We start from the raw sequence: 18065 nt of genomic DNA, 5'->3' as shown, positions 1-18065 counted from the left end.
GGCGCAGGCGTGTCCGGTGCCGGCCGGCGGGGCGCGACCCGCCGGCCGGCCCGTCCTCAGGACCCCGTGATGGCCGTGATGATGCCCTGCTGGGTCACCGTCGCGGACTGCCGGTCGAACAGCCCGAACCCGTACACGCCGTTGTAGCCGTTGTCCCAGTAGGCGGTGGCCGCCCCGTACTTCTTCGCCAGTGTGACGAGGGTGCGGGCGTAGTCGGCGCGGTACCGGTTGTTGGTCGGGTCGGCGGACGTCTTGTCGATCGACCCGTACTCACCGATGAACACCGGGTAGCCCTTCACCACGAACGCGTCGTGCACCTTCTTCAGCTGGTTCTCCGTGTGCACGTGGTCGCCCCACGTCGCACTGCGCGACGGGTCGGTCACGTTGGGGCCCCACTGGGTGGTCGCCCCGCTCTCCGTGCCGGTGAAGTCCCACGGGTCGTAGTAGTGGACGGAGATCATGATCCGCTTGTCGGCGCTGGGGATCGCCGACGACCGGTACTGGTCCGTCGGGATCGTGAAGCCGTAGCCGCCGGTCGTGTAGTCGATGTTCGTGTTCCAGCCCGGGACGAGCAGCCACCGCGAGGCGTTGGTGCCGCCGGTGCGGCGCACCGTGTCGACGAAGACCTGGTTGTACGCGTTGATGTTCGAGTAGCACGGCTCCGTCGGGGTGCCGTACTGCCCGTCGAAGTTCTCGTTCATCGACTCCAGGACGAGCCGGCCGTCGTAGTCCTTGAACGTCGTCGCGACCTGCTGCCAGACCTTCTGGTACTTGGTGCGGATCTGCTCCTGGCCCGACGCGTCGCAGATCAGCCACGCACCGCTGACGCTCTTGTAGCCGTCACCGTGCATGTTGATCACCACGTACAGCCCGCGGTCGTACGCGAGGTCGACGACCTGCTGGATCCGGGCGAGCCAGGCGCTGTCGACGGTGTAGTCCGGGGCCGCGCCGGTCTTGCCGAGGTAGGAGACGGGGATCCGGACCGTGTCGAAGCCGGAGGCCTTGACGCGGTCGAGCAGGGCGCCGGTGATCACCGGGTTGCCCCACGCGGTCTCGCTGGGCACCCCGTCGATGCTGGCCTCGAGCTGGTTGCCGAGGTTCCAGCCCTGGCCCATCTCGGCGACGAGGCGCGCGGGGTCGGCGGTGACCGGTCCCGCGGACGGCACGGGTGTGGGGGTCGTCGTCGGGGTCGACGTCGGCCGGGGCGACTGGGTCGGCGTGGCGGTCGGCGACGTCGACGGGGTGCTCGTCGGCACCACCGGCGCGCCGGTGCAGGCGACGCCGTTGAGCGTGAACGCCGTCGGCACGGGGTTGCTGCCGGTGAACGTGCCGTTGAAGCCGAACGACGCGGTGCCGTTGGTCGCCACGGTGCCGTTGTACGCGGCGTTGCGCACCGACACGGCGGAACCGGTCTGGGTGACGGTGCCGTTCCAGAGCTGGGTGACGGTCTGCCCCGCGCCGAACGAGAACCGCAGGTCCCACGAGGTGAGCGGGTCTCCCAGGTTCGTCACCTGCACGGCGGCGTTGAACCCGCCGGGCCACTGGCTGGCCACGGTGTAGTCGACGCGGCACCCGGCGGCGGCGCTCGCCGGTGCGGTCACCGCGACCGAGCCGACGACGGCGACGAGTGCCGCGGCGGTCGCGGTCAGCGCTTTCCTCAGAGCGTGCACGGGAGGTTCCCTCTCGACGGGTACGGACGGGCGCGCCCAGCCCACCAGGACGGACGGCGCGGTGCACCCGTCGAAGCGTTTCGCCGGTACGGGTGCGAACACGGTTCGGCCCGTGCCGGACGGGTGACCAGTGGTCACCGGCTCGGACTAGCATCGCTGGGTGGCGATGCTGGCGATCGAGACCGAGCCCCCGGACACCGAGGTGCAGCCCCCCGATGCCGCCGCGTGCCTCTTCCGAGGTCTGGGCGACCTCTCGCGGCTCACGATCCTGCGTCACTTGACCCTGGGGGAGCACCGTGTCGTCGACCTCACCGAGCACCTGGGGCTCGCGCAGTCCACGGTGTCCAAGCACCTGGCGTGCCTGCGCGAGTGCGGGCTGGTGACCTCGCGCCCGCAGGGGCGCGCGTCGGTGTTCCGCCTCGCCCACCCCGAGGCTCTGGCGGAGGTGCTCGGCGCCGCGGAACGCCTGCTGGCCCTCACCGGCCACGCCGTCGTCCGGTGCCCGACGTACGGTGCCCGCGAGGAGGTCACGGCGTGACCGCGGCGACGCACGGCCTCGACGCCGCCGAGACCGCACGGCTGACGCACCGCGGGCTGCGCCTGGCTCAGTTCACCGTCGCCTACAACGTCGTCGAGGGAGCCGTCGCGATCACCGCCGGGCTGCTGGCGGGCCTGGTGTCCGTCGTGGGGTTCGGCGTCGACTCGGCGATCGAGTCCGCGGCCGGCGTCCTCGTCGCGCTGCGCCTGTCGGCTCGGCTGCGCCACGGCCGGACCGACGAGCGCAAGGAGCGGCTGACCCTGAGAGCGGTCGCCGTCACGTTCTTCGTCCTGGCCGCGTACGTCACGGTCGAGGGTGTTCGCAGCCTCCTCGACGGCGAGGCGCCGGACCGCTCGCCGTTGGCGATCGGGCTGCTGGTCGCGTCCATCGTCGTCATGCCCGTGCTGGCCGCGATGAAGCGGCGGGTGGGGCTGCGCCTGCGGGACAACCTGGTCCTCGCCGACGCCGCCGAGACTCGCATCTGCGTGATCCTGAGCATCTCCACCCTGGCGGGGGTCGTCCTCCACGCGCTCACCGGGGCGGCGTGGCTCGACCCGGTCGCCGCGTTCGTCATCGCCGCCTTCGCCGTGCACGAAGGCAGGGAGGCGTGGGAGGGCGAGCTGGTCGAGGACGAGGACGAGGACGAGGACGACGCGGACGAGGACGCCGACTGACCGAGCTGACGCCGGGCCCGCGGGTCACGCCCGGGGGGCCATGACGCGGACGGGCGCGCCGGGCGTCGTTCAGCCCGGCCGCCGCACCTGCGCCTGGAGCGTCACGGTGCCGTCGGGCGCGGAGGTCTGGCGGTACACCCCCGTCGCGCGCAGGCCGCGGTCCGCGAGTGCCGCGTCGAGGGCGATCCAGGCGTCCGCCACGTCAGGGGGCGCGTCGAAGGTCACCGCGACGCCCTCGTCGACCGCCGCGACGTCGACCACGGTCAGACCGTCCACGGGGGTCGGCGTCCCGGCCGTGACGACGATCGCGTCGTCCGCGGTGCCGTCGTAGAGCAGCACGACGGCGTCGTCGTCACCGAGCCGGTCGCGCAGCTCGCGGCGCAGCCGACGTGCCGTGTCGGGGATCTCGGTCTCGTCCCGCACGGAGGCGCGGACGCTCCACAGCCGCAGCGCCGGCAGGGGCGCCAGGTCGAGTGTGCTCATGACGGTGTTCCGTCCCTTCTCGAAGGTCGCGAGGCGCGACCGCACCTCGGCGAGCCGGCGCGACGCCTCGTCGACCTGGGCGACGAGCTCCTGCTCGCGCGTCCGGAGCAGGTCGACCAGCCGCCGCTCGTCGAGGTTCCCGTCGAGCAGGTCGCCGATCGCGTCGAGCCCGAACCCCAGGGCGCGCAGGGACGCGACCGCGCGCACCCGGCCGACCTGGCTGGGTGCGTAGCGGCGGTACCCGGTCATGGGGTCGGTCGACGCCGGCTCCACGAGTCCGAGCTGCTCCCAGTGGCGCAGCATGCGCCGCGAGACGCCCGTGCCCCGCGCGATCTCCCCGATCCTCAGCATGTGGTCCATCGGACCTCCTCACACGGTGTCAGAGTCAACACCGGCCGGTGCCGGGGAGCGGTCGGCGGATGTCCTCCCGTTGCGGTGCTGGGCGGTGTTGCCATCGGGCGATGGCCTTCTCCCCGATGCCGGACCGGCTCGACACCGAGCGGTTCGTCCTGACCCCAGGAGCCGTCAGACCTCGCCGAGCGTCGTCATCTCCCCGGTGCCGACGTCCACCCGGTACACGACGCCCTGCGGGTGGCCGCCGGCCAGCGCGGTCGCGACGTCGACGCGGCGCAGGTGGTGCTGCAGCAGCCGGCCGATCATCTCGTGCGACACCAGCAGGGGGTGCCGTGCGCCGGACGCCTCGACGCGTGCCAGCGCCCGCGCGGCGCGCGGGACGGCGTCCTCGTAGCTCTCCCCGCCGGGGAACCGCCACCGGTACTTGTCCTGACGGCGCAGGGCGAGCTCACCGGGGAACGCCCGCTCCATGTCGTCGGGGGACATGCCGGCCATCGCGCCGTGGTGCAGCTCCGCGAGCTCGTCCAGCGGGACCACGGGCAGGCCCAGGCGCTCGCCGCACACCCGCGCGGTGGCCACCGCCCGGCCCTGCGGGCTGCAGAAGACGGCGTCCACGGGCTCGTCGGCGACGAGCTCGGCCACCGTCCGCGCCTGCGCGCGGCCCAGCGCGGTCAGCGGCGCGTCGAGCTGCCCCTGCCAGCGGCCCTGCACGTTCCCCTCCGTCTGCCCGTGCCGGGCCAGGTACACCGTCTGCAGGGAGGAGGGCATGGCCCGTGAGTATGCCCTGTCGGCCAGTTCCTCGGTCACGACACCGAGTACGGATGCTCGTCTACGCCGGGAGCTGAGGGCCCCGGCACAGGCCCGTTCTACCTGCCCGCTTCCGTACAGACCCGCGTCAACTCCCACCGGCTGCCGGCGCACAGCAGTGCGAGCTGCTGCGACGGGTCCGAGACGCGCTCCACGGGAAGTGACGGCTGCAGGGCCTCGTCCTGCTGGTGCCAGGCATCCAGGGGGCACTCGTCCGACGTCGCCGTGAGCGGGCCTGCGCTCTCCTCCGGGCTCGCGGCGAGCAGTGCGGCGAAGGCGCTCTCACACGCGCGGGCGTGGGTGAGACGACGACGTCGACCATCGGCGGGCTCGCGGCGCAGCCGGGCAGGGCGAGAGCGAGCAGGACGACCGGCAGGAGCATCGACCGCGACCTCATCCGGCGACCGTAGCGGCGGCTCCGGGCGCGGGCGGGCCAGGAGTCGGCCCGTGCGCCGTGCCGTCGCCGGACCCCTGCGCGTAGTGGGCGATCTTCCCGTCGAGCACGCGGACGGCGGCGAGGATCCGCTCCGCCTGCTCCTCGAGCTCCGCGCGGCGAGCGCGCAGGAACGCGACCCGGTCGGTCGCACCGGCCTCGGTGCGCAGGAGGTCGGTGAACCGGCGCAGCTCCGCGATCCCCAGCCCGGCGTCGCGCAGGCACGTGACCAGGCCGATCCACGCCACGTCGTCCTCGTCGTACCGTCGCTGCCCGCCCGCCGACCGTGCGATCGGGCCGACCAGGCCCTCGCGCTCGTAGTACCGCAGCGTGTCCACCGTCAGGCCCGTGCGCTGCGCGACCTCACCCGGTGCGTACCCCGTCATGCGGGCCATCGTGGCAGCGCCCGTCAGACCGCGGCGTCGAGGCGCGCCCGGAGCTCGTCGGGCAGGTCGACGTCGCGGGCCGCCATGGCCTCGGTGAGCTGGGCGAGCGAGCTCACCCCGAGGATCGGGCTGATGCCCTGCGCCAGCAGCCACGCGAGCACCACCTGGTTGCGGGTCGCGCCCAGCTCGTCCGCGACCTCGGCGAGGACCGCCAGGCGCCGGTACGTCCCGGGGTGGTCGTAGCCCTCCGAGAGCGGGCGGTCGTCGCGGACGTACGCCCCGGTGAGCAGCGGCGAGTACGCCCACAGGTCGAGGCCCTGCGTGCGGGCGTGGTCGAGCTGGTCGCGCTCGGCGTGCACGTGCCCGCCCTCGGGGAGCGTCACGCCCGGACGCGGCCACACGTACGAGTAGCGCAGCTGCACGGCCGACCACGGCTCGACGCCGCGCTCGCGGGCGATCGCGCGTGCCTGCTCGACGCGCCACGCGGCGTGGTTCGACGCACCCAGCCGGCCGACCTGCCCCGCGGCCACGAGCGCACCGAACGCGTCGACGGTCTCGGCCAGGGGGACGTCGCGGTCCTCCGCGTGCGCCCACAGCAGGTCCACCGAGTCCAGGCCCAGCCGCTCGAGCGACGCCGCGAAGCCCCGGGCGATCGCCTCGGCGGACAGCCCCTCGGAGGACGAGGGCCACTCGTGCGGGACGAGCGGCTGGTGCCGGACCTTCGTCGCGAGCCGCACCCGGTCCCGCACGCCCGGGCGTGCCGCGAACCACCGGCCGAGCAGCCGCTCGCTCTGCCCGCCGACCCCTGACGGGTCCTCCCAGAAGCTGTAGCAGTTCGCGGTGTCGATCCAGCGCCCGCCGAGGTCGACGAACGCGTCGAGCAGGGTGGTCGAGAGCGCCTCGTCCGCGCGGGTGCCGAAGTACATGGCCCCGAGGACCGGCTCGGGGGTGCGCTGCGTGGTGTCCATGACGACGAGCGTGCAACCTGGAGCGCGCTCCAGGTCAAGCCTCCGGGTGGATCACGTCGCCGCGGCCGACGGCGCGGCGCGGTCGACGTCTCGCCGGCAGGGCGCGACGCGCGGCCCGTGCGTCACCCGAGGTGGCGGACGAGGAAGCGACCGGCGTCCTCGGCCGCGTGCGGCGGGACCCCGGTGTGACCGCCCGTGTTCGCCTGGAGGGTCTTCTGCGGGGAACCGAAGGCGTCGAAGAGCTCGAGAGCCCTCTGCCGGTCGTTGTCCTGGTCGTCCCACTGCAGGAGCACGTGCACGGGGACGGTGACCCGCCGCGCCTCCTCGATGATGCTGCGCGGGACGGCGGTGCCGGCGAACAGGCCGACGGCCACCACACGGGGCTCGACGGCCGCCAGCCGGACGCCCATGGCGGTCACGCCCCCGGAGACGGCGACCGGGCCGCCGACCTCGGGCAGGGCGAGCACGGCATCGAGGAGTGCCCGCCACTCGGGGACGGCCTGCTCGACGAGGGGGAGGACGAGTCGGTCGACGACATCGTCGTCGGGCCGTCGCCCGGCGCCGATCGCCTCGCGCAGGTCAGCGCGTGCGCGGTCGATCTCGGGGACGGGCGGCCGCCCGCCGCCCCCGGGCAGCTCGAGGGTCGCGCTCGCGTACCCCAGTCCCGCCGACTGGCGCGCCCGCGCCTCGAGCCGGGTCTGCATCGCCTGCAGCCCGCCGGGGTGACCCAGCAGGACCAGCGGGACGGGTGTGGACGGTGAGGCGGTCGAGGGTGTCCACAGGACGCCCGGTGCCCCGTCGAGCGTGAACCGCCGTTCGCGGGTGCCGTCGTCGAGGAGCCGGGTGGAGGAGAAGTCCATGTGATGCCTCTCGGTGGGCTGTGGTTCGGCACCCGGGGTCACGGCACGCACGTCGCTGACGGCGTGCCGTGGAGGGGTGGTTCCCTCCGTGGCTGGTCCCGCGTCACCGGGCGTGCCGCACCGCGTGGCGCACGTAGACCACCCCGTTGTCGAACCGCCGCGTGTCCAGCAGCTCGAGCTCCAGCCGCACCCCGAGGGGCAGGGCCGGCTTGCCGCCGCCCACGGCCACCGGGCACAGCAGCAGCACCGTCTCGTCGACGAGCCCGAGGCGGAACGCCTCCGCGCCGAGGATCGCGCCGCCCACGCTGAGGTCGGTGTCGGACCCCTCCTTGAGGCGGCGCACCGCGTCGGCGTCGAGCTGCCGCTCGATCCGGGTTCGGGTGCTCGACACGGTGTCGAGGGTCGTGGAGTAGACGACCTTGTCGGTGTCGCGCCAGATCCCCGCGTACTCGCGCACCACGGCGGGCTGGTCGGTCAGCCAGTCGTCGTCCTCCCAGACGCGCATCGTCTCGTACATGCGCCGGCCGTAGAGGGACGTGCCGATGCCTCGCTCGTGCTCGTTCCAGAACGCGTGCACGGCCTCGTCGGGGACCGACCAGTCGAAGGCGCCGGTCTCGTCCTCCAGGTAGCCGTCGAGCGAGGTGTTGGCGGCGTAGATCAGCTTGCCCATGCGTGCCTCCGGGGTGACGGACTCAGAAGAGGGGAGCGTCGCTTCCGCTCCGGGACGCCGCGAAGATCGCCTGCATCTTGTCGAGGCACTGCTCCTGCCCGGCCTGCGACTGGGCCCGCGTCTCCTCGTCCACGTACCCGGTCTCGGTCAGGGTCAGCCGCGTGCGCCCGTCCGGCAGGGCTTCGAGGAGGACCACGTGCGGCACCTCGGCGGGCACGGTCGCCGGCACGCCTGCCTCGCCCGGGGTGAGGGCCGTGCCCGCCTCGTCGACGAACGTGCTGACGAACGCGAGGCGCTCGGGTGGCTGGACGACGCGGAACGACCACCGGTTGTGGATCCGGAAGCCGCCCCACGCATCGGGTGCCTGCATGGTCACGACGGTCGAGCCGCCGACGCGCACGTCCACGTCCGCGCGCGGGCACGTGAAGCCGGTGGGCCCCCACCACCGGCGGAGCACGTCCGGGTCGCTCCACGCCGTCCACGCCACGTCGGGCGGGGCGTCGAGCTCCCGGGAGACGACGACGGCGTGCTCGGTCGGGCCCGGGTGCGCGTGCTGCGCGTCGTCGGCGGTCGTCATCGGTTCTCCTCGCGTCGCGGGTATGGGTGCAGACCGCCGAGGGGGACGGGACTCATCGCTCCTGCCGTGCCCGGACGCACGACCGGCCGGGGCGCACTCGCCCCGGCCGGTCGTCGCAGTACCTGTCAGCTCGCGGTGCAGGTGGCGCTCAGGTTGCTGCCGCTCCCGCTGGAGATGAAGCCCGCGGTCGTCGAGGCGCCGGCGCCGAGCTTGCCGTTCCACTCCGCGTTGGCGAGCGTGTCGCTGCCGCTGAGGGTGGAGCTCCACGCCTGCGTGATCGTGGCGCCGTTCACGGTGACCTTCCAGCCGTTGATCGCGGCGCTGCCCGCCTTCACGGTGACCTCACCCTGGAAGCCGCTGCCCCACGAGTTGGCCGCACGCACCGTGGCGGTGCAGGCGCCGGTGCCCGGCTGTGGTGCCGGGGTCGTCACGCTGGGCTCCGGTGCCGGCGTGGTGGCGGTGGGCTGCGGCGCCGGGTTCCCACCCGGCGTGATGTAGGCGTCGATGCACTGGTAGAAGGCGTTCACCGTGTCGGCGATGTTCCACCGCACGAAGATCTTGTGGTTGCCCTCGGGCAGGTTGTTGATGGTGTGGGTGAACCGCTTGGGCGGCTGGGCACCGTTGTCGTTGATCGTGGTGTGCAGCCGGCCGTCCACGAAGTACTCCCACGTCGACGTGGAGTGGTTGGCGACGATGTCCCAGGTGAAGGTCTCGTTGGTGGTGAGGTTCTGGCGCGGCCAGGCCCGGGACTCGTTGTCGAGCTCGGTGAAGCGGCCACCGCCGGAACAGAGCATCGAGCCCTTCTTGGCCTCCACGCTCCACGGCTCGTACTGGACCGGGCCGCAGTCCTTCACGGCGCCGGTGTAGCAGAGGTCCTGCCGGCTGGGCGGGTCGGAGATCCAGCCGTGCGCCTGGGCGGACGGCGCGGGTGCGGCGGTGAGCATCGCGAAGGCCAGTGCGACCGCCGCCAGGGCGGACAGGAGCAGCCGGAGGGCGGGGGGTCGTTGGGCACGGGGGAGAGCGGACGATCTCATGGCGGTCACCTCGACCGGGTCGGGTCGGACATGGACGAACGACGTTACGAGTCCATGAGCCGACCACCCAGGGCGAGAAACCTTTCGTGCGCGGCGACGGCCCGCCCGGCGGCGCCCGGCCGATCCCTCCTCCCGCTCACCCGAGGAGCGGCCCGGCGATGTTCGCGGTGAAACGCTTCGACGGCCGCGGAGCCCTTGTTGCCGACGGGGAGCGGGGGCAGGGTGACGCACATCCACGAGCGAGCTGAAGCCGCCCGCTCACGGGGTGTTGTGAACGATCACACGTGGCGGCCGACGTCGTCCGCCGCGCACCGAGGAGCGCGCAGGTCCCCCCAGCACCACCCGACCGGGCGGGACCTCGTCGCGCCGCTGTCCACCGAGAGAGAGCGACAACATGACCACGACCTCACCCCGGTTCGGCCGGGTGCGCCGGGCGGTGTCCCTGCTCACCACCGCGGGCCTGGTGGCCACGGCCGCCGTGGCCCTGGCCGGCCCCGCCCAGGCCGGGACGACGCTGGGCCAGTCGGCCGCGGAGCGCGGACGCTACTACGGCACGGCCATCGCCGCCGGCCGCATGAACGACTCCACCTACATGGGGATCGTCGACCGTGAGTTCGACATGATCACGGCCGAGAACGAGATGAAGATGGACGCCACGGAGCCGAACCGCAACCAGTTCAACTTCACCAACGGCGACCGGATCGTCAACTACGCGCTCGGCAAGGGCAAGCGGGTGCGCGGGCACACCCTCGGCTGGCACGCGCAGCAGCCCGGCTGGATGCAGAGCCTGTCCGGCCAGTCGCTGCGCGACGCCTTCCTCAACCACGTCACGCAGGTGGCGGCGCACTACAAGGGCAAGATCTACGCCTGGGACGTGGTCAACGAGGCGTTCGCCGACGACGGGCGCGGCTCGCGCCGTGACTCGAACCTGCAGCGCACCGGCAACGACTGGATCGAGGCCGCGTTCCGCGCCGCGCGCGCCGCCGACCCCGGGGCCAAGCTCTGCTACAACGACTACAACACCGACGGCATCAACGCGAAGTCCACGGGCATCTACACCATGGTCCGGGACTTCAAGTCCCGCGGCGTGCCGATCGACTGCGTGGGGTTCCAGTCGCACCTGGGCACGAGCGTGCCGAGCGACTACCAGGCCAACCTGCAGCGGTTCGCCGACCTGGGCGTCGACGTGCAGATCACCGAGCTCGACATCGAGCAGGGCTCGAACCAGGCCAACGCCTACCGGCAGGTCACCCAGGCGTGCCTGGCGGTCTCGCGCTGCACCGGCATCACCGTGTGGGGCGTGCGCGACTCGGACTCCTGGCGCACCGGGGCCAACCCGCTGCTGTTCGACTCCTCGGGCAACAAGAAGGCCGCCTACACCTCGGTCCTCAACGCCCTCAACGCCGGCAACAACAACGGTGGCGGCAACAACGGCGGCGGCAGCAGCTCCGTCGACACCAACGCCTGGTACGTGCTGGTCAACCGCAACAGCGGCAAGGCGCTCGACGTCTACAACCTGTCGACCGCGGACGGCGCCGACATCGTGCAGTGGTCGCGCAACAACGGCAACCAGCAGCAGTGGCAGTTCGTCAGCTCGGGCAACGGGTCCTACCGCGTGAAGTCCCGGCTCTCGTCGAAGGTGCTGGACGTCTACGCCAAGTCCACCGCCGACGGCGGCGAGGTCGTCCAGTGGTCCGACAACAACGGCGGCAACCAGCAGTGGAACGTGTCGATCGCCAACGGCTACGCGTCGCTCGTGAACAGGAACTCGGGCAAGGCGCTGGAGGTCCAGGGCGCATCCGTGGCCGACGGCGGCAACGTCGTGCAGTACTCCAACTGGAACGGCGCGAACCAGCAGTGGCAGCTCGTCAAGGTCGGGTGACGTCGGCCGACGCTGCTTCCGCTTGAGACGACCGCCCCCGCACGGGTCCGTGCGGGGGCGGTCGTGCGCGACGAGGGGCCGGTCCGACGACGGGGCCGGGTCCGGCGATCGCCGAAGGTCAGGCCGGGACCCTCTCGCGGGCGGCTGCGAGGACCTGGTCGTAGAGGCCGCGCACGTCGTCCGCCGGGGCGGCCTCCAGGAGCTCGCCCTCGGGGGTGAGGTGCTGGCCGAAGCTCAGGCCCGGGCCGGCCAGGGTCACGGCCTGCACCCGGTCGAGCACCTCGCCGAGCTGACGCACGGCGCCGGCCGCGGCGCCCCACCCGTACCCGATGACACCGATCGGCAGGCCCTTCCACTCGGCGTGCAGCGTGTCGATCGCGTTCTTCAGCACGGCCGGGTAGCCGGCGTTGTACTCCGGCACGGCGAGGATGAGGGCGTCGTAGCTGCGGACCCGCTCGGACCAGCTCGTGGTGCTGGGCATCGTGTAGTTGCCGGTGGCCGGCTGCTCGGGCTCCGCGAGGAAGGGCAGGTCGACGTCGGCGAGGTCGACGATCTCGACGTCGACGCCCGCGGGGGCCACGGTGCTGACCCACTGGGCGACCTTCGGGCCGATCCGGGTGGGGCGCGACGAGCTGATGACGATGCCGATCCTCTGAGTCTCCATGCCTCGCTCAATAGATGAATCGACAACTATCTTCCCGGTCGGGTGGTGAGCGACGTCACACCGGCGTCCGCTACCGTCGAGGAGCGCCCTCGTCGGTGCGGGCAGCGACGGTCGCCGCCACGTCAGGAGCTGACATGTCCCTCGTCCGCGTGCACAACTTCTCGGTCTCGCTCGACGGCTTCGGCACGGGGGAGGGCCAGGCTCTCGACGCGCCGTTCGGGCACGCCGGCCAGCGGCTGGTGGAGTGGGCCTTCGAGACGCCCACGTTCCGCGCCATGGGCATCCACGGGGAGACGGACGGCTCCTACGGTGTCGACGAGGCGTTCGCCGGCTCGTGGGGGACCGGGATCGGTGCGGAGATCATGGGCCGCAACAAGTTCGGCCCGCAGCGCGGTCCCTGGCTCGACGAGGAGTGGCAGGGGTGGTGGGGCCCCGACCCCGTCTTCCACACCCCGGTCGTCGTCCTGACGCACCATCCGCGCCCGACGCTCGAGATGGAGGGTGGGACCACGTTCCACTTCGTCGACGCCGATCCGGTCTCCGCGCTCGCGCTGGCCCGGGAGCTGGCCGGCGGGCTCGACGTGCGGATCGGTGGCGGCGTGAGCACGGTGCGCCAGTTCCTCGAGGCGGACCTGATCGACCGGATGCACCTCGTCGTCGTGCCGGTCCTGCTGGGCCGGGGCGAGCGGCTGTGGGACGGGCTGGAGGGTCTCGACGAGCGCTTCAGCATCGAGGCGACCCCGTCGCCGTCCGGCGTCGTCCACCTGGCCTTCGCACGCCGGTAGGCCCGCTCAGGGTCACGGCCACCCTCGCGTGCCCGCGCCTGTCGAATCCGGCACGGTCCGTCCGTCAGAGTGATGACACCGAAGCGGGCAGCCGCACAGGAGGCGCGACATGACGCAGTACGCCATCTACTTCCACCAGCAGTGGGTGGGGGACCACCCGGCCGAGTGGTTCCGCACCCGCGTGGAGCCCAGCACGGCGGTCGTCCGTGACATGGAGGCCGCCGGGGTCCTGGTCTTCGCCGGTGGCCTCGAGGAGGACTTGGCAGACGCCTTCAGCGCCGACGCGACGAGCGGGACGCTGTCGATCACCGACGGTCCCTACACCGAGACGGTCGAGCAGCTGGGCGGGATCACGGTCATCGACGTGCCCGACCTGGAGACGGCCAAGCTGTGGGCGGGCCGGGTCGCCGAGGGGTGCGGCTGGCCCCAGGAGGTCCGGGTCATCCGGTAGGTCCGCGTACGACGCGGCCACACGCTGCACGCCGACGGCCGCGCGCCGGCACCAGCACGCTCGCCCGTATCGTCTCGTCGATGTCGACACGTGGCGTCCAGCAGGCCTACGCGCTCCTGGCCGCGCAGTACATCGACCTCCTGGGATCGGTCGACCGGGTGCACCCCGACGACCTGGCGCTCATCGACCGGCACCTGCGGCCGGTCTGCGGCCCGGTGCTCGACCTCGGGTGCGGCCCCGGCCACCTCACCGGCTACCTGACGAGCAGGCACGTCGACGTCACGGGCATCGACCTGGTCCCGGAGTTCGTCGCGCACGCACGTGCTGCCCACCCCGACGCGCGCTTCGAGGTGGGGTCCGTGCTCGCGCTCGACCGCGCCCCCGGGTCGGTCGCCGGTGCGCTGGCCTGGTACTCCCTCATCCACCTCGAACCCGAGCAGCTGGACGGCGCCCTGGCGGCGATCCGCCGGGCGCTGGCGCCGGGCGCGCCGCTGGTCGTCGGGTTCTTCGACGGGCCCGAGCACGAGCCGTTCGCGCACCGGGTCACCACCGCCTACCGGTGGCCGCCCGACGAGATGTCACGACGGCTGGCAGCGGCCGGGTTCGTCGAGCGCGAGCGGGTGCACCGGGACCAGGAGGGCGAGTGGCGCCCGCACGCGGCGATCGTCGCCCACGCCGCCTGATCGTGCGCGGACGACGCCCGCACGCGTAGCGCCGGCGAACGACACGGTCACCGGGGAGGCCGGCAGCGCGCGTCCTGACCGGTCAGGGTGAACGGCGTCGCCTCACGGTGGTGCCTGCCGCAGCCCGGCTTCACCCGGCCCAGCGTGGAGCTGACGGCGGCCGTGTAGGCCTCGTAGCCCTCGATCGTCGGGTGGAAGGCTCCGGGGTCCGACGGCCCCAGGATCCACGGGTCCGGGGAGTTCGCCCCGTGGCCCTCGAAGCGCTGGCGCACGTCGACGAACCGGAACCCGGCGCGGGTGGCCGCGGCGGCGATCACCGTGTCGAGGGTGTCCGCAGCGGCGTTGAGGCTGGTCAGCTCCGCCGGCGAGGCGGCGAGGTACGGGCCGTGCTCGGGGGAGAACAGCCGCGGGTAACCCGTCACCACGACGCGGGCGTTCGGGGCGGCCGCGGCGACCTGGGCGTAGACCGTGTCGAGCAGGGCAGGCAGCTCGCCGGTGATCCTGGCGTCGACGACGGCGACCGCGCCCGTGCACTGGGCGTCGGTGCCGCCGAGGCACGCCACGACCGCGGTGGACCAGCCGACGTCGTTGCCGCCGATCGTCAACGTCACCAGGTCCGTCTCGGCGTCGAGGGCGGCGAGCTGACCCCCGCTCACCAGGGAGGTCGTGGTCGCGCCCGCGCACGCGACGAAGTCGTCCAGCCGCAGCCGCTGACGCCCGTCGAGCTGCACGGCGTAGGCGCCCTGCGAGCGGCCGCACTCGGCGTAGGGCGGGACGCCGTAACCGGAGGCGTACGAGTCGCCGAGGGCGTCGTAGACGACCCGGGGAGGGTGGGCGAAGGCCGCGCCCGCGCCGGGGACGACGATCGCGAGCGCGGCGACGAGGGCCACGACGGCGGACCGCGCCGTCCGCAACGAGCGCTTCATCTCTGCACGGTAACCGCGACGCCCGGGGCGTGCCGGGTGGACGCGTCGGTGCTGAGGTGGCGCCCGAGCACCACCGAGCCGGGGTGGAGGTCGGCGCTGCGGGTGAGCGGGAGCGGCACCTTCGGCGCCGGTTCGCCCCGCCGCCTCTGTCCGGGCGGGGGTCCCCGCCTCGCGGAGGGTGTTCTCCTCAGCCGCGTGGGTCCACGAGCACCGTGACGCGGTCGGGCCCGGTGGCCGTGGCCGTCGGCGCGAACAGGGTGACCTCACCGCGGCGCCGGTTCCAGCTGGCGGCCAGACCGTCCGGCAGGTCGAGGTTGGAGCGGAGCGCCGCTGTCGGGTGGGTGCCGTCGGCGAAGGCGACCAGTCGGGGGCCGGTCGGAAGAGTCGCGAGGGGCTCGGGCCGAGCGGGATCGTGCAACCCGAGAAGGGTCGACTCGGTGGGCCCGACCAGGATCATGACGGGCGCACCGAGGTGGCGGCCGGGGCGGAGCGCGAGGAGGCCCTCGTCCGCGGGGACGCTCGCGACGCCCTCCAGCAGGGTCTGGCGGACGTCGACGACGAGCGGCTGCGCACCGGTCGCCGGGGCCTCGGCGCGGGACCGGCTCAGCACGACGTCGCGGCCCTCGGGTCCCGGCGTCACGACGGCCGACAGGTGGACCGTCCCGGTCGCCCCGGCGACACCGGTCGCGACGCGCTGCCCGTCGCTGTCGATCATGACGACCTCCTCGCCGTAGCTCAGGCCGGCCATGACGACGTCCCACCTGTGCAGCGACGTCCGGTCGGGGGGGTCGGGGATCCAGAAGACGGGGTCAGTGAGCATGTCGACCAGCTGGTAGCAGCTGCCCACGGCGGCCCAGCGCGCGCGCGTCAGGGCCCGGAGCTCCTCCTCGCTCGCCTGCGCCGGGATGCCGAGCGGGACCGCCCGGGCGCCGCCGTTCGTCTTGATCAGGACCACGCAGGGGTAGGCGGGGGCGGACAGGTACTCCTCCGTCAGCTCGCCGACCTCGATGCGTACGGCGGTCGCCGTGCCGTCCTCGTCGCGTACGACCGTCAGCGGGAACTGCTTGGCCGGGTCGAACAGCACGCGGGCCTCGCACAGGTGCAGGGGTGCGCTGCCGGTGCCGGTGAGCGTCACGGTGCCGACGTTGCGGATCCCGATGCCGCGGGAGCACGAGCCGGTGAGCTGCCACGTGAATCGCGCCGGCTCGACGGTCAGCCCGGCCGGCGTCAGCGGGCGGAGTGGGGCGACGTGGCCCGTCAGGTGCAGCCCGTGACGGTCCGGCACCAGGTCGTCGACGACGAGGTGGCCCAGCAGCGGGCTGCTGAGGCCCGGGTAGATGGTGCGCTCGTACGTGGTCGCACCCACCTTGGTCCAGCCGTTCACCGTCGGCAGCACAGCGTCCAGGTCGGGCTCGAGCCCGAGGATGTCGCCCATGAGCCCGCTCAGGCCGCCGAGGTCGGTGGCGACGTCGAGGTCGAGGCGCAGCCGGAGGACGTCGGGGGAGACGACGGAGAACTCGAGCGTCATGGTGACGGTGACGTCGGCGTCCTCGTCGAAGGGGCCGACGTCCTTCACCGTGCCGCTGCGCGACACGCGGATGCCGCGCCCGCTGGGCGACCAGGAGGCGACCGGGGCGCCGAAGGTGCCGACCGTCGGCTTGGCGGCGTTCGCGAGCTCGAGCGTCGTGAGTGCCAGGAGCGTCTCGTCGATGAAGGCGGCCCAGCCGTGGCCGTCCAGGCGGTCCGGTGCGGCGCCGGCGTAGAGCTCCTGCCACAGGGTGACCGTCCTCGGCGAGGTGAGGGCCTCCAGCCGCACGGTCACGAGTCGCTCGCCCGCGTCGAGTGCCAGCCCGGCGTTGACGGGCGGCAGGGAGCGCAGGAGCAGCCGGTCCAGTCCGCGGACGTCGAGGGGCACCGTCCCCGACAGCGTCGTCAGGGCGGCGTCGACCTGCTGGCCCACACCGGGGATCAGCTGCGCCAGACCTCCGACGTCGATGGGAGGGACGTACGTGACCTGCAGCCTGGGTGTGCCGCCGACGACCGTCAGGGCCAGGGTGAAACGGACGTCGACCGGGAGGCTGGTCATCTGCGCCGCGGGGGACGTGCCGGCCGCGAGCAGCCCGTTGACGGTGACGAGGTGGAGCACGACCTCCTGGGTGACCTCGACGGCGGAACCGGCCAGGTCGACCGGGACGTTGCCCTGACCGACGACCGTGACCGTCCGGGGCGTGGCACGCAGGGTGGTGCGATCGGTGATCTCGACGTGGTCGAGCAGGACCGTGTCCTGGCCGAGCTTCTGCTCCTGCGTGAGACACACCGGGCGGGTGCGGAGCTGGTTGCGCACGTTCGCCGCCAGGTGGTCCGCGGTGACCTGCAGGTCGACGATCACGACAGGATCTCGGCCTCGTCGGGCGGGGCCGCGTCGCGCAGGCGCTCCAGGGCCGCCCGGGGCGAGAGCCCTGCGTATCCCTCGAACTCCCGCTCGAGGTCGTCGAGCAGGTGACGGAACTCCTCGTCCGACGAGGCGTCGTGGAAGTCGCGGAAGACCTGCTTGCAGGCAGCCACCTGCTCCGGTGTCAGCTCCACGTCGCCGTCCTCATCGAGCCCCCGGGCGGCCGCGACGACGGCGGCCACGAAGGGGTGGATCGACAGCCAGGTGGCCGCCGTGCGGCGCACGAGACCGAGGTCCCGGGCCGCTGCGGCGTAGAGGTGCGGGAGGTTGACGTCGTAGTGGTCGCGCAGCCGGCGCCCACGGGTGGTCGGCATCAGCACGTCGTCCCGGAAGGCGACGGTGTCGCGGTAGGTGGTGGCGAGCCGCAGGATGCTTTCGGTCACCCGGGCGGCGACCTGCGATCGCAGGTCGCCGGTGAGCGGGACCAACGCGTCGTCGTCCCGGAGGCCGCCTCCGGCGCGGCGCACAGGGCCGCGCGCGGGGGGGATCACCTCGTCGTCGGTGTCGATCAACGCGAGCGCCGAGCGGGAGATGGCAGCCGAGGACCCGACGTCGGTGAGCAGGTTGGCGAGGCTCCGGGTCAGCACGTTCCGGATGAAGCAGAACGTCACCGTTCCCGGTCCGATCGGCGGCGGTCCGCCGCCGTCGTCCATGCAGCTGCCGCCCATGCGGTAGCACTCCTGGCAGCTGCTGACCGTCACGATGCGGTGGTTGCCCGCGGTGTCGGTGTAGAAGCAGTCCGGCATCGTCCTCGCCCCCCGCCCCATG

At 73.0% G+C, this 18065-nt stretch carries 19 protein-coding genes; 6 read left to right on the top strand and 13 right to left on the bottom strand.

The annotated features are described in order from the left end of the window. Positions 1 to 56 precede the first annotated feature (56 nt). Entirely contained in the window at positions 57 to 1670 is a 1614-nt protein-coding gene (locus J1G43_RS17830; protein WP_207378981.1) for a cellulase family glycosylhydrolase, read from the bottom strand. Positions 1671 to 1836: 166 nt separating this feature from the next. Here J1G43_RS17830 and J1G43_RS17825 point away from each other — a divergent pair, with 166 nt between their 5' ends. Both J1G43_RS17825 and J1G43_RS17820 read left to right on the top strand, forming a co-directional pair. After that, entirely contained in the window at positions 1837 to 2208 is a 372-nt protein-coding gene (locus tag J1G43_RS17825) for a helix-turn-helix transcriptional regulator (RefSeq protein WP_207341951.1), read from the top strand. Then, positions 2205 to 2882: a cation transporter gene (locus tag J1G43_RS17820; protein ID WP_207378980.1), complete on the top strand. Its 678-nt coding sequence runs from the start codon at positions 2205 to 2207 to the stop codon at positions 2880 to 2882. Before J1G43_RS17825 ends, J1G43_RS17820 begins: the two co-directional genes overlap by 4 nt. 69 nt (positions 2883 to 2951) lie before the next feature. Here J1G43_RS17820 and J1G43_RS17815 read toward each other — a convergent pair whose 3' ends face one another. From J1G43_RS17815 to J1G43_RS19235, 8 genes are all read right to left on the bottom strand, one after another. After that, positions 2952 to 3725, bottom strand: a complete 774-nt coding sequence (locus J1G43_RS17815) for a MerR family transcriptional regulator (RefSeq protein WP_242635971.1) — start codon at positions 3723 to 3725, stop codon at positions 2952 to 2954. Positions 3726 to 3890: 165 nt separating this feature from the next. Continuing rightward, positions 3891 to 4487 carry a histidine phosphatase family protein gene (locus tag J1G43_RS17810; RefSeq protein WP_207378979.1) on the bottom strand — a complete coding sequence of 199 codons (597 nt, stop codon included), beginning with the start codon at positions 4485 to 4487 and terminating at the stop codon, positions 3891 to 3893. 432 nt (positions 4488 to 4919) lie between these two features. Then, positions 4920 to 5345 carry a MerR family transcriptional regulator gene (locus J1G43_RS17805; protein ID WP_242635970.1) on the bottom strand — a complete coding sequence of 142 codons (426 nt, stop codon included), beginning with the start codon at positions 5343 to 5345 and terminating at the stop codon, positions 4920 to 4922. Positions 5346 to 5368: 23 nt separating this feature from the next. Further along, positions 5369 to 6313: an aldo/keto reductase gene (locus J1G43_RS17800; RefSeq protein ID WP_207378978.1), complete on the bottom strand. Its 945-nt coding sequence runs from the start codon at positions 6311 to 6313 to the stop codon at positions 5369 to 5371. Positions 6314 to 6435: 122 nt separating this feature from the next. Then, positions 6436 to 7173, bottom strand: a complete 738-nt coding sequence (locus J1G43_RS17795; protein WP_207378977.1) for an alpha/beta hydrolase — start codon at positions 7171 to 7173, stop codon at positions 6436 to 6438. A gap of 103 nt (positions 7174 to 7276) precedes the next feature. Beyond that, complete coding sequence (locus J1G43_RS17790) at positions 7277 to 7843, bottom strand: dihydrofolate reductase family protein (RefSeq protein ID WP_207378976.1); 567 nt, start codon at positions 7841 to 7843, stop codon at positions 7277 to 7279. Positions 7844 to 7865: 22 nt separating this feature from the next. Then, positions 7866 to 8420 (bottom strand): SRPBCC domain-containing protein, encoded by a 555-nt coding sequence (locus tag J1G43_RS17785; RefSeq protein ID WP_207378975.1) that lies wholly within the window; start codon positions 8418 to 8420, stop codon positions 7866 to 7868. A 125-nt stretch (positions 8421 to 8545) separates the two neighbouring features. After that, positions 8546 to 9454, bottom strand: coding sequence for a lytic polysaccharide monooxygenase (locus J1G43_RS19235; RefSeq protein ID WP_242635969.1), 909 nt, complete (start codon positions 9452 to 9454; stop codon positions 8546 to 8548). Positions 9455 to 9848: 394 nt separating this feature from the next. Here J1G43_RS19235 and J1G43_RS17775 point away from each other — a divergent pair, with 394 nt between their 5' ends. Next, positions 9849 to 11336, top strand: coding sequence for an endo-1,4-beta-xylanase (locus J1G43_RS17775; RefSeq protein WP_207378974.1), 1488 nt, complete (start codon positions 9849 to 9851; stop codon positions 11334 to 11336). Between the two features lie 118 nt (positions 11337 to 11454). Here J1G43_RS17775 and J1G43_RS17770 read toward each other — a convergent pair whose 3' ends face one another. Continuing rightward, the gene (locus J1G43_RS17770) at positions 11455 to 12000 is read right to left on the bottom strand and encodes an NADPH-dependent FMN reductase (RefSeq protein ID WP_207341843.1); all 546 of its coding nucleotides are present in this window, start codon (positions 11998 to 12000) and stop codon (positions 11455 to 11457) included. A gap of 134 nt (positions 12001 to 12134) precedes the next feature. Between J1G43_RS17770 and J1G43_RS17765 the strand changes: the two genes are divergently transcribed. The 3 genes from J1G43_RS17765 (at position 12135) to J1G43_RS17755 (ending at position 13919) form a co-directional block, all read left to right on the top strand. Further along, complete coding sequence (locus tag J1G43_RS17765; protein ID WP_207378973.1) at positions 12135 to 12785, top strand: dihydrofolate reductase family protein; 651 nt, start codon at positions 12135 to 12137, stop codon at positions 12783 to 12785. 109 nt (positions 12786 to 12894) lie between these two features. Then, positions 12895 to 13236: a YciI family protein gene (locus tag J1G43_RS17760; protein WP_207378972.1), complete on the top strand. Its 342-nt coding sequence runs from the start codon at positions 12895 to 12897 to the stop codon at positions 13234 to 13236. Between the two features lie 80 nt (positions 13237 to 13316). Beyond that, the gene (locus tag J1G43_RS17755; protein WP_207378971.1) at positions 13317 to 13919 is read left to right on the top strand and encodes a class I SAM-dependent methyltransferase; all 603 of its coding nucleotides are present in this window, start codon (positions 13317 to 13319) and stop codon (positions 13917 to 13919) included. A 47-nt stretch (positions 13920 to 13966) separates the two neighbouring features. Here J1G43_RS17755 and J1G43_RS17750 read toward each other — a convergent pair whose 3' ends face one another. The 3 genes from J1G43_RS17750 to J1G43_RS17740 form a co-directional block, all read right to left on the bottom strand. After that, positions 13967 to 14845 carry an SGNH/GDSL hydrolase family protein gene (locus tag J1G43_RS17750; protein ID WP_207371087.1) on the bottom strand — a complete coding sequence of 293 codons (879 nt, stop codon included), beginning with the start codon at positions 14843 to 14845 and terminating at the stop codon, positions 13967 to 13969. Between the two features lie 187 nt (positions 14846 to 15032). Then, positions 15033 to 17234 carry a hypothetical protein gene (locus tag J1G43_RS17745; protein WP_207378970.1) on the bottom strand — a complete coding sequence of 734 codons (2202 nt, stop codon included), beginning with the start codon at positions 17232 to 17234 and terminating at the stop codon, positions 15033 to 15035. Continuing rightward, positions 17231 to 18043: a hypothetical protein gene (locus J1G43_RS17740; RefSeq protein ID WP_207378969.1), complete on the bottom strand. Its 813-nt coding sequence runs from the start codon at positions 18041 to 18043 to the stop codon at positions 17231 to 17233. The genes J1G43_RS17745 and J1G43_RS17740 overlap by 4 nt, the downstream gene beginning before the upstream one ends. Between the last annotated feature and the right edge of the window lie 22 nt (positions 18044 to 18065).

Origin of the sequence: Cellulomonas sp. zg-ZUI22 (assembly GCF_017353535.1) — a bacterium.
GTDB lineage: Bacteria > Actinomycetota > Actinomycetes > Actinomycetales > Cellulomonadaceae > Cellulomonas > Cellulomonas wangleii.
The sequence above is the reverse complement of the archived record's forward strand: the minus strand, read 5'-3'. Positions and strand labels throughout refer to the sequence as shown.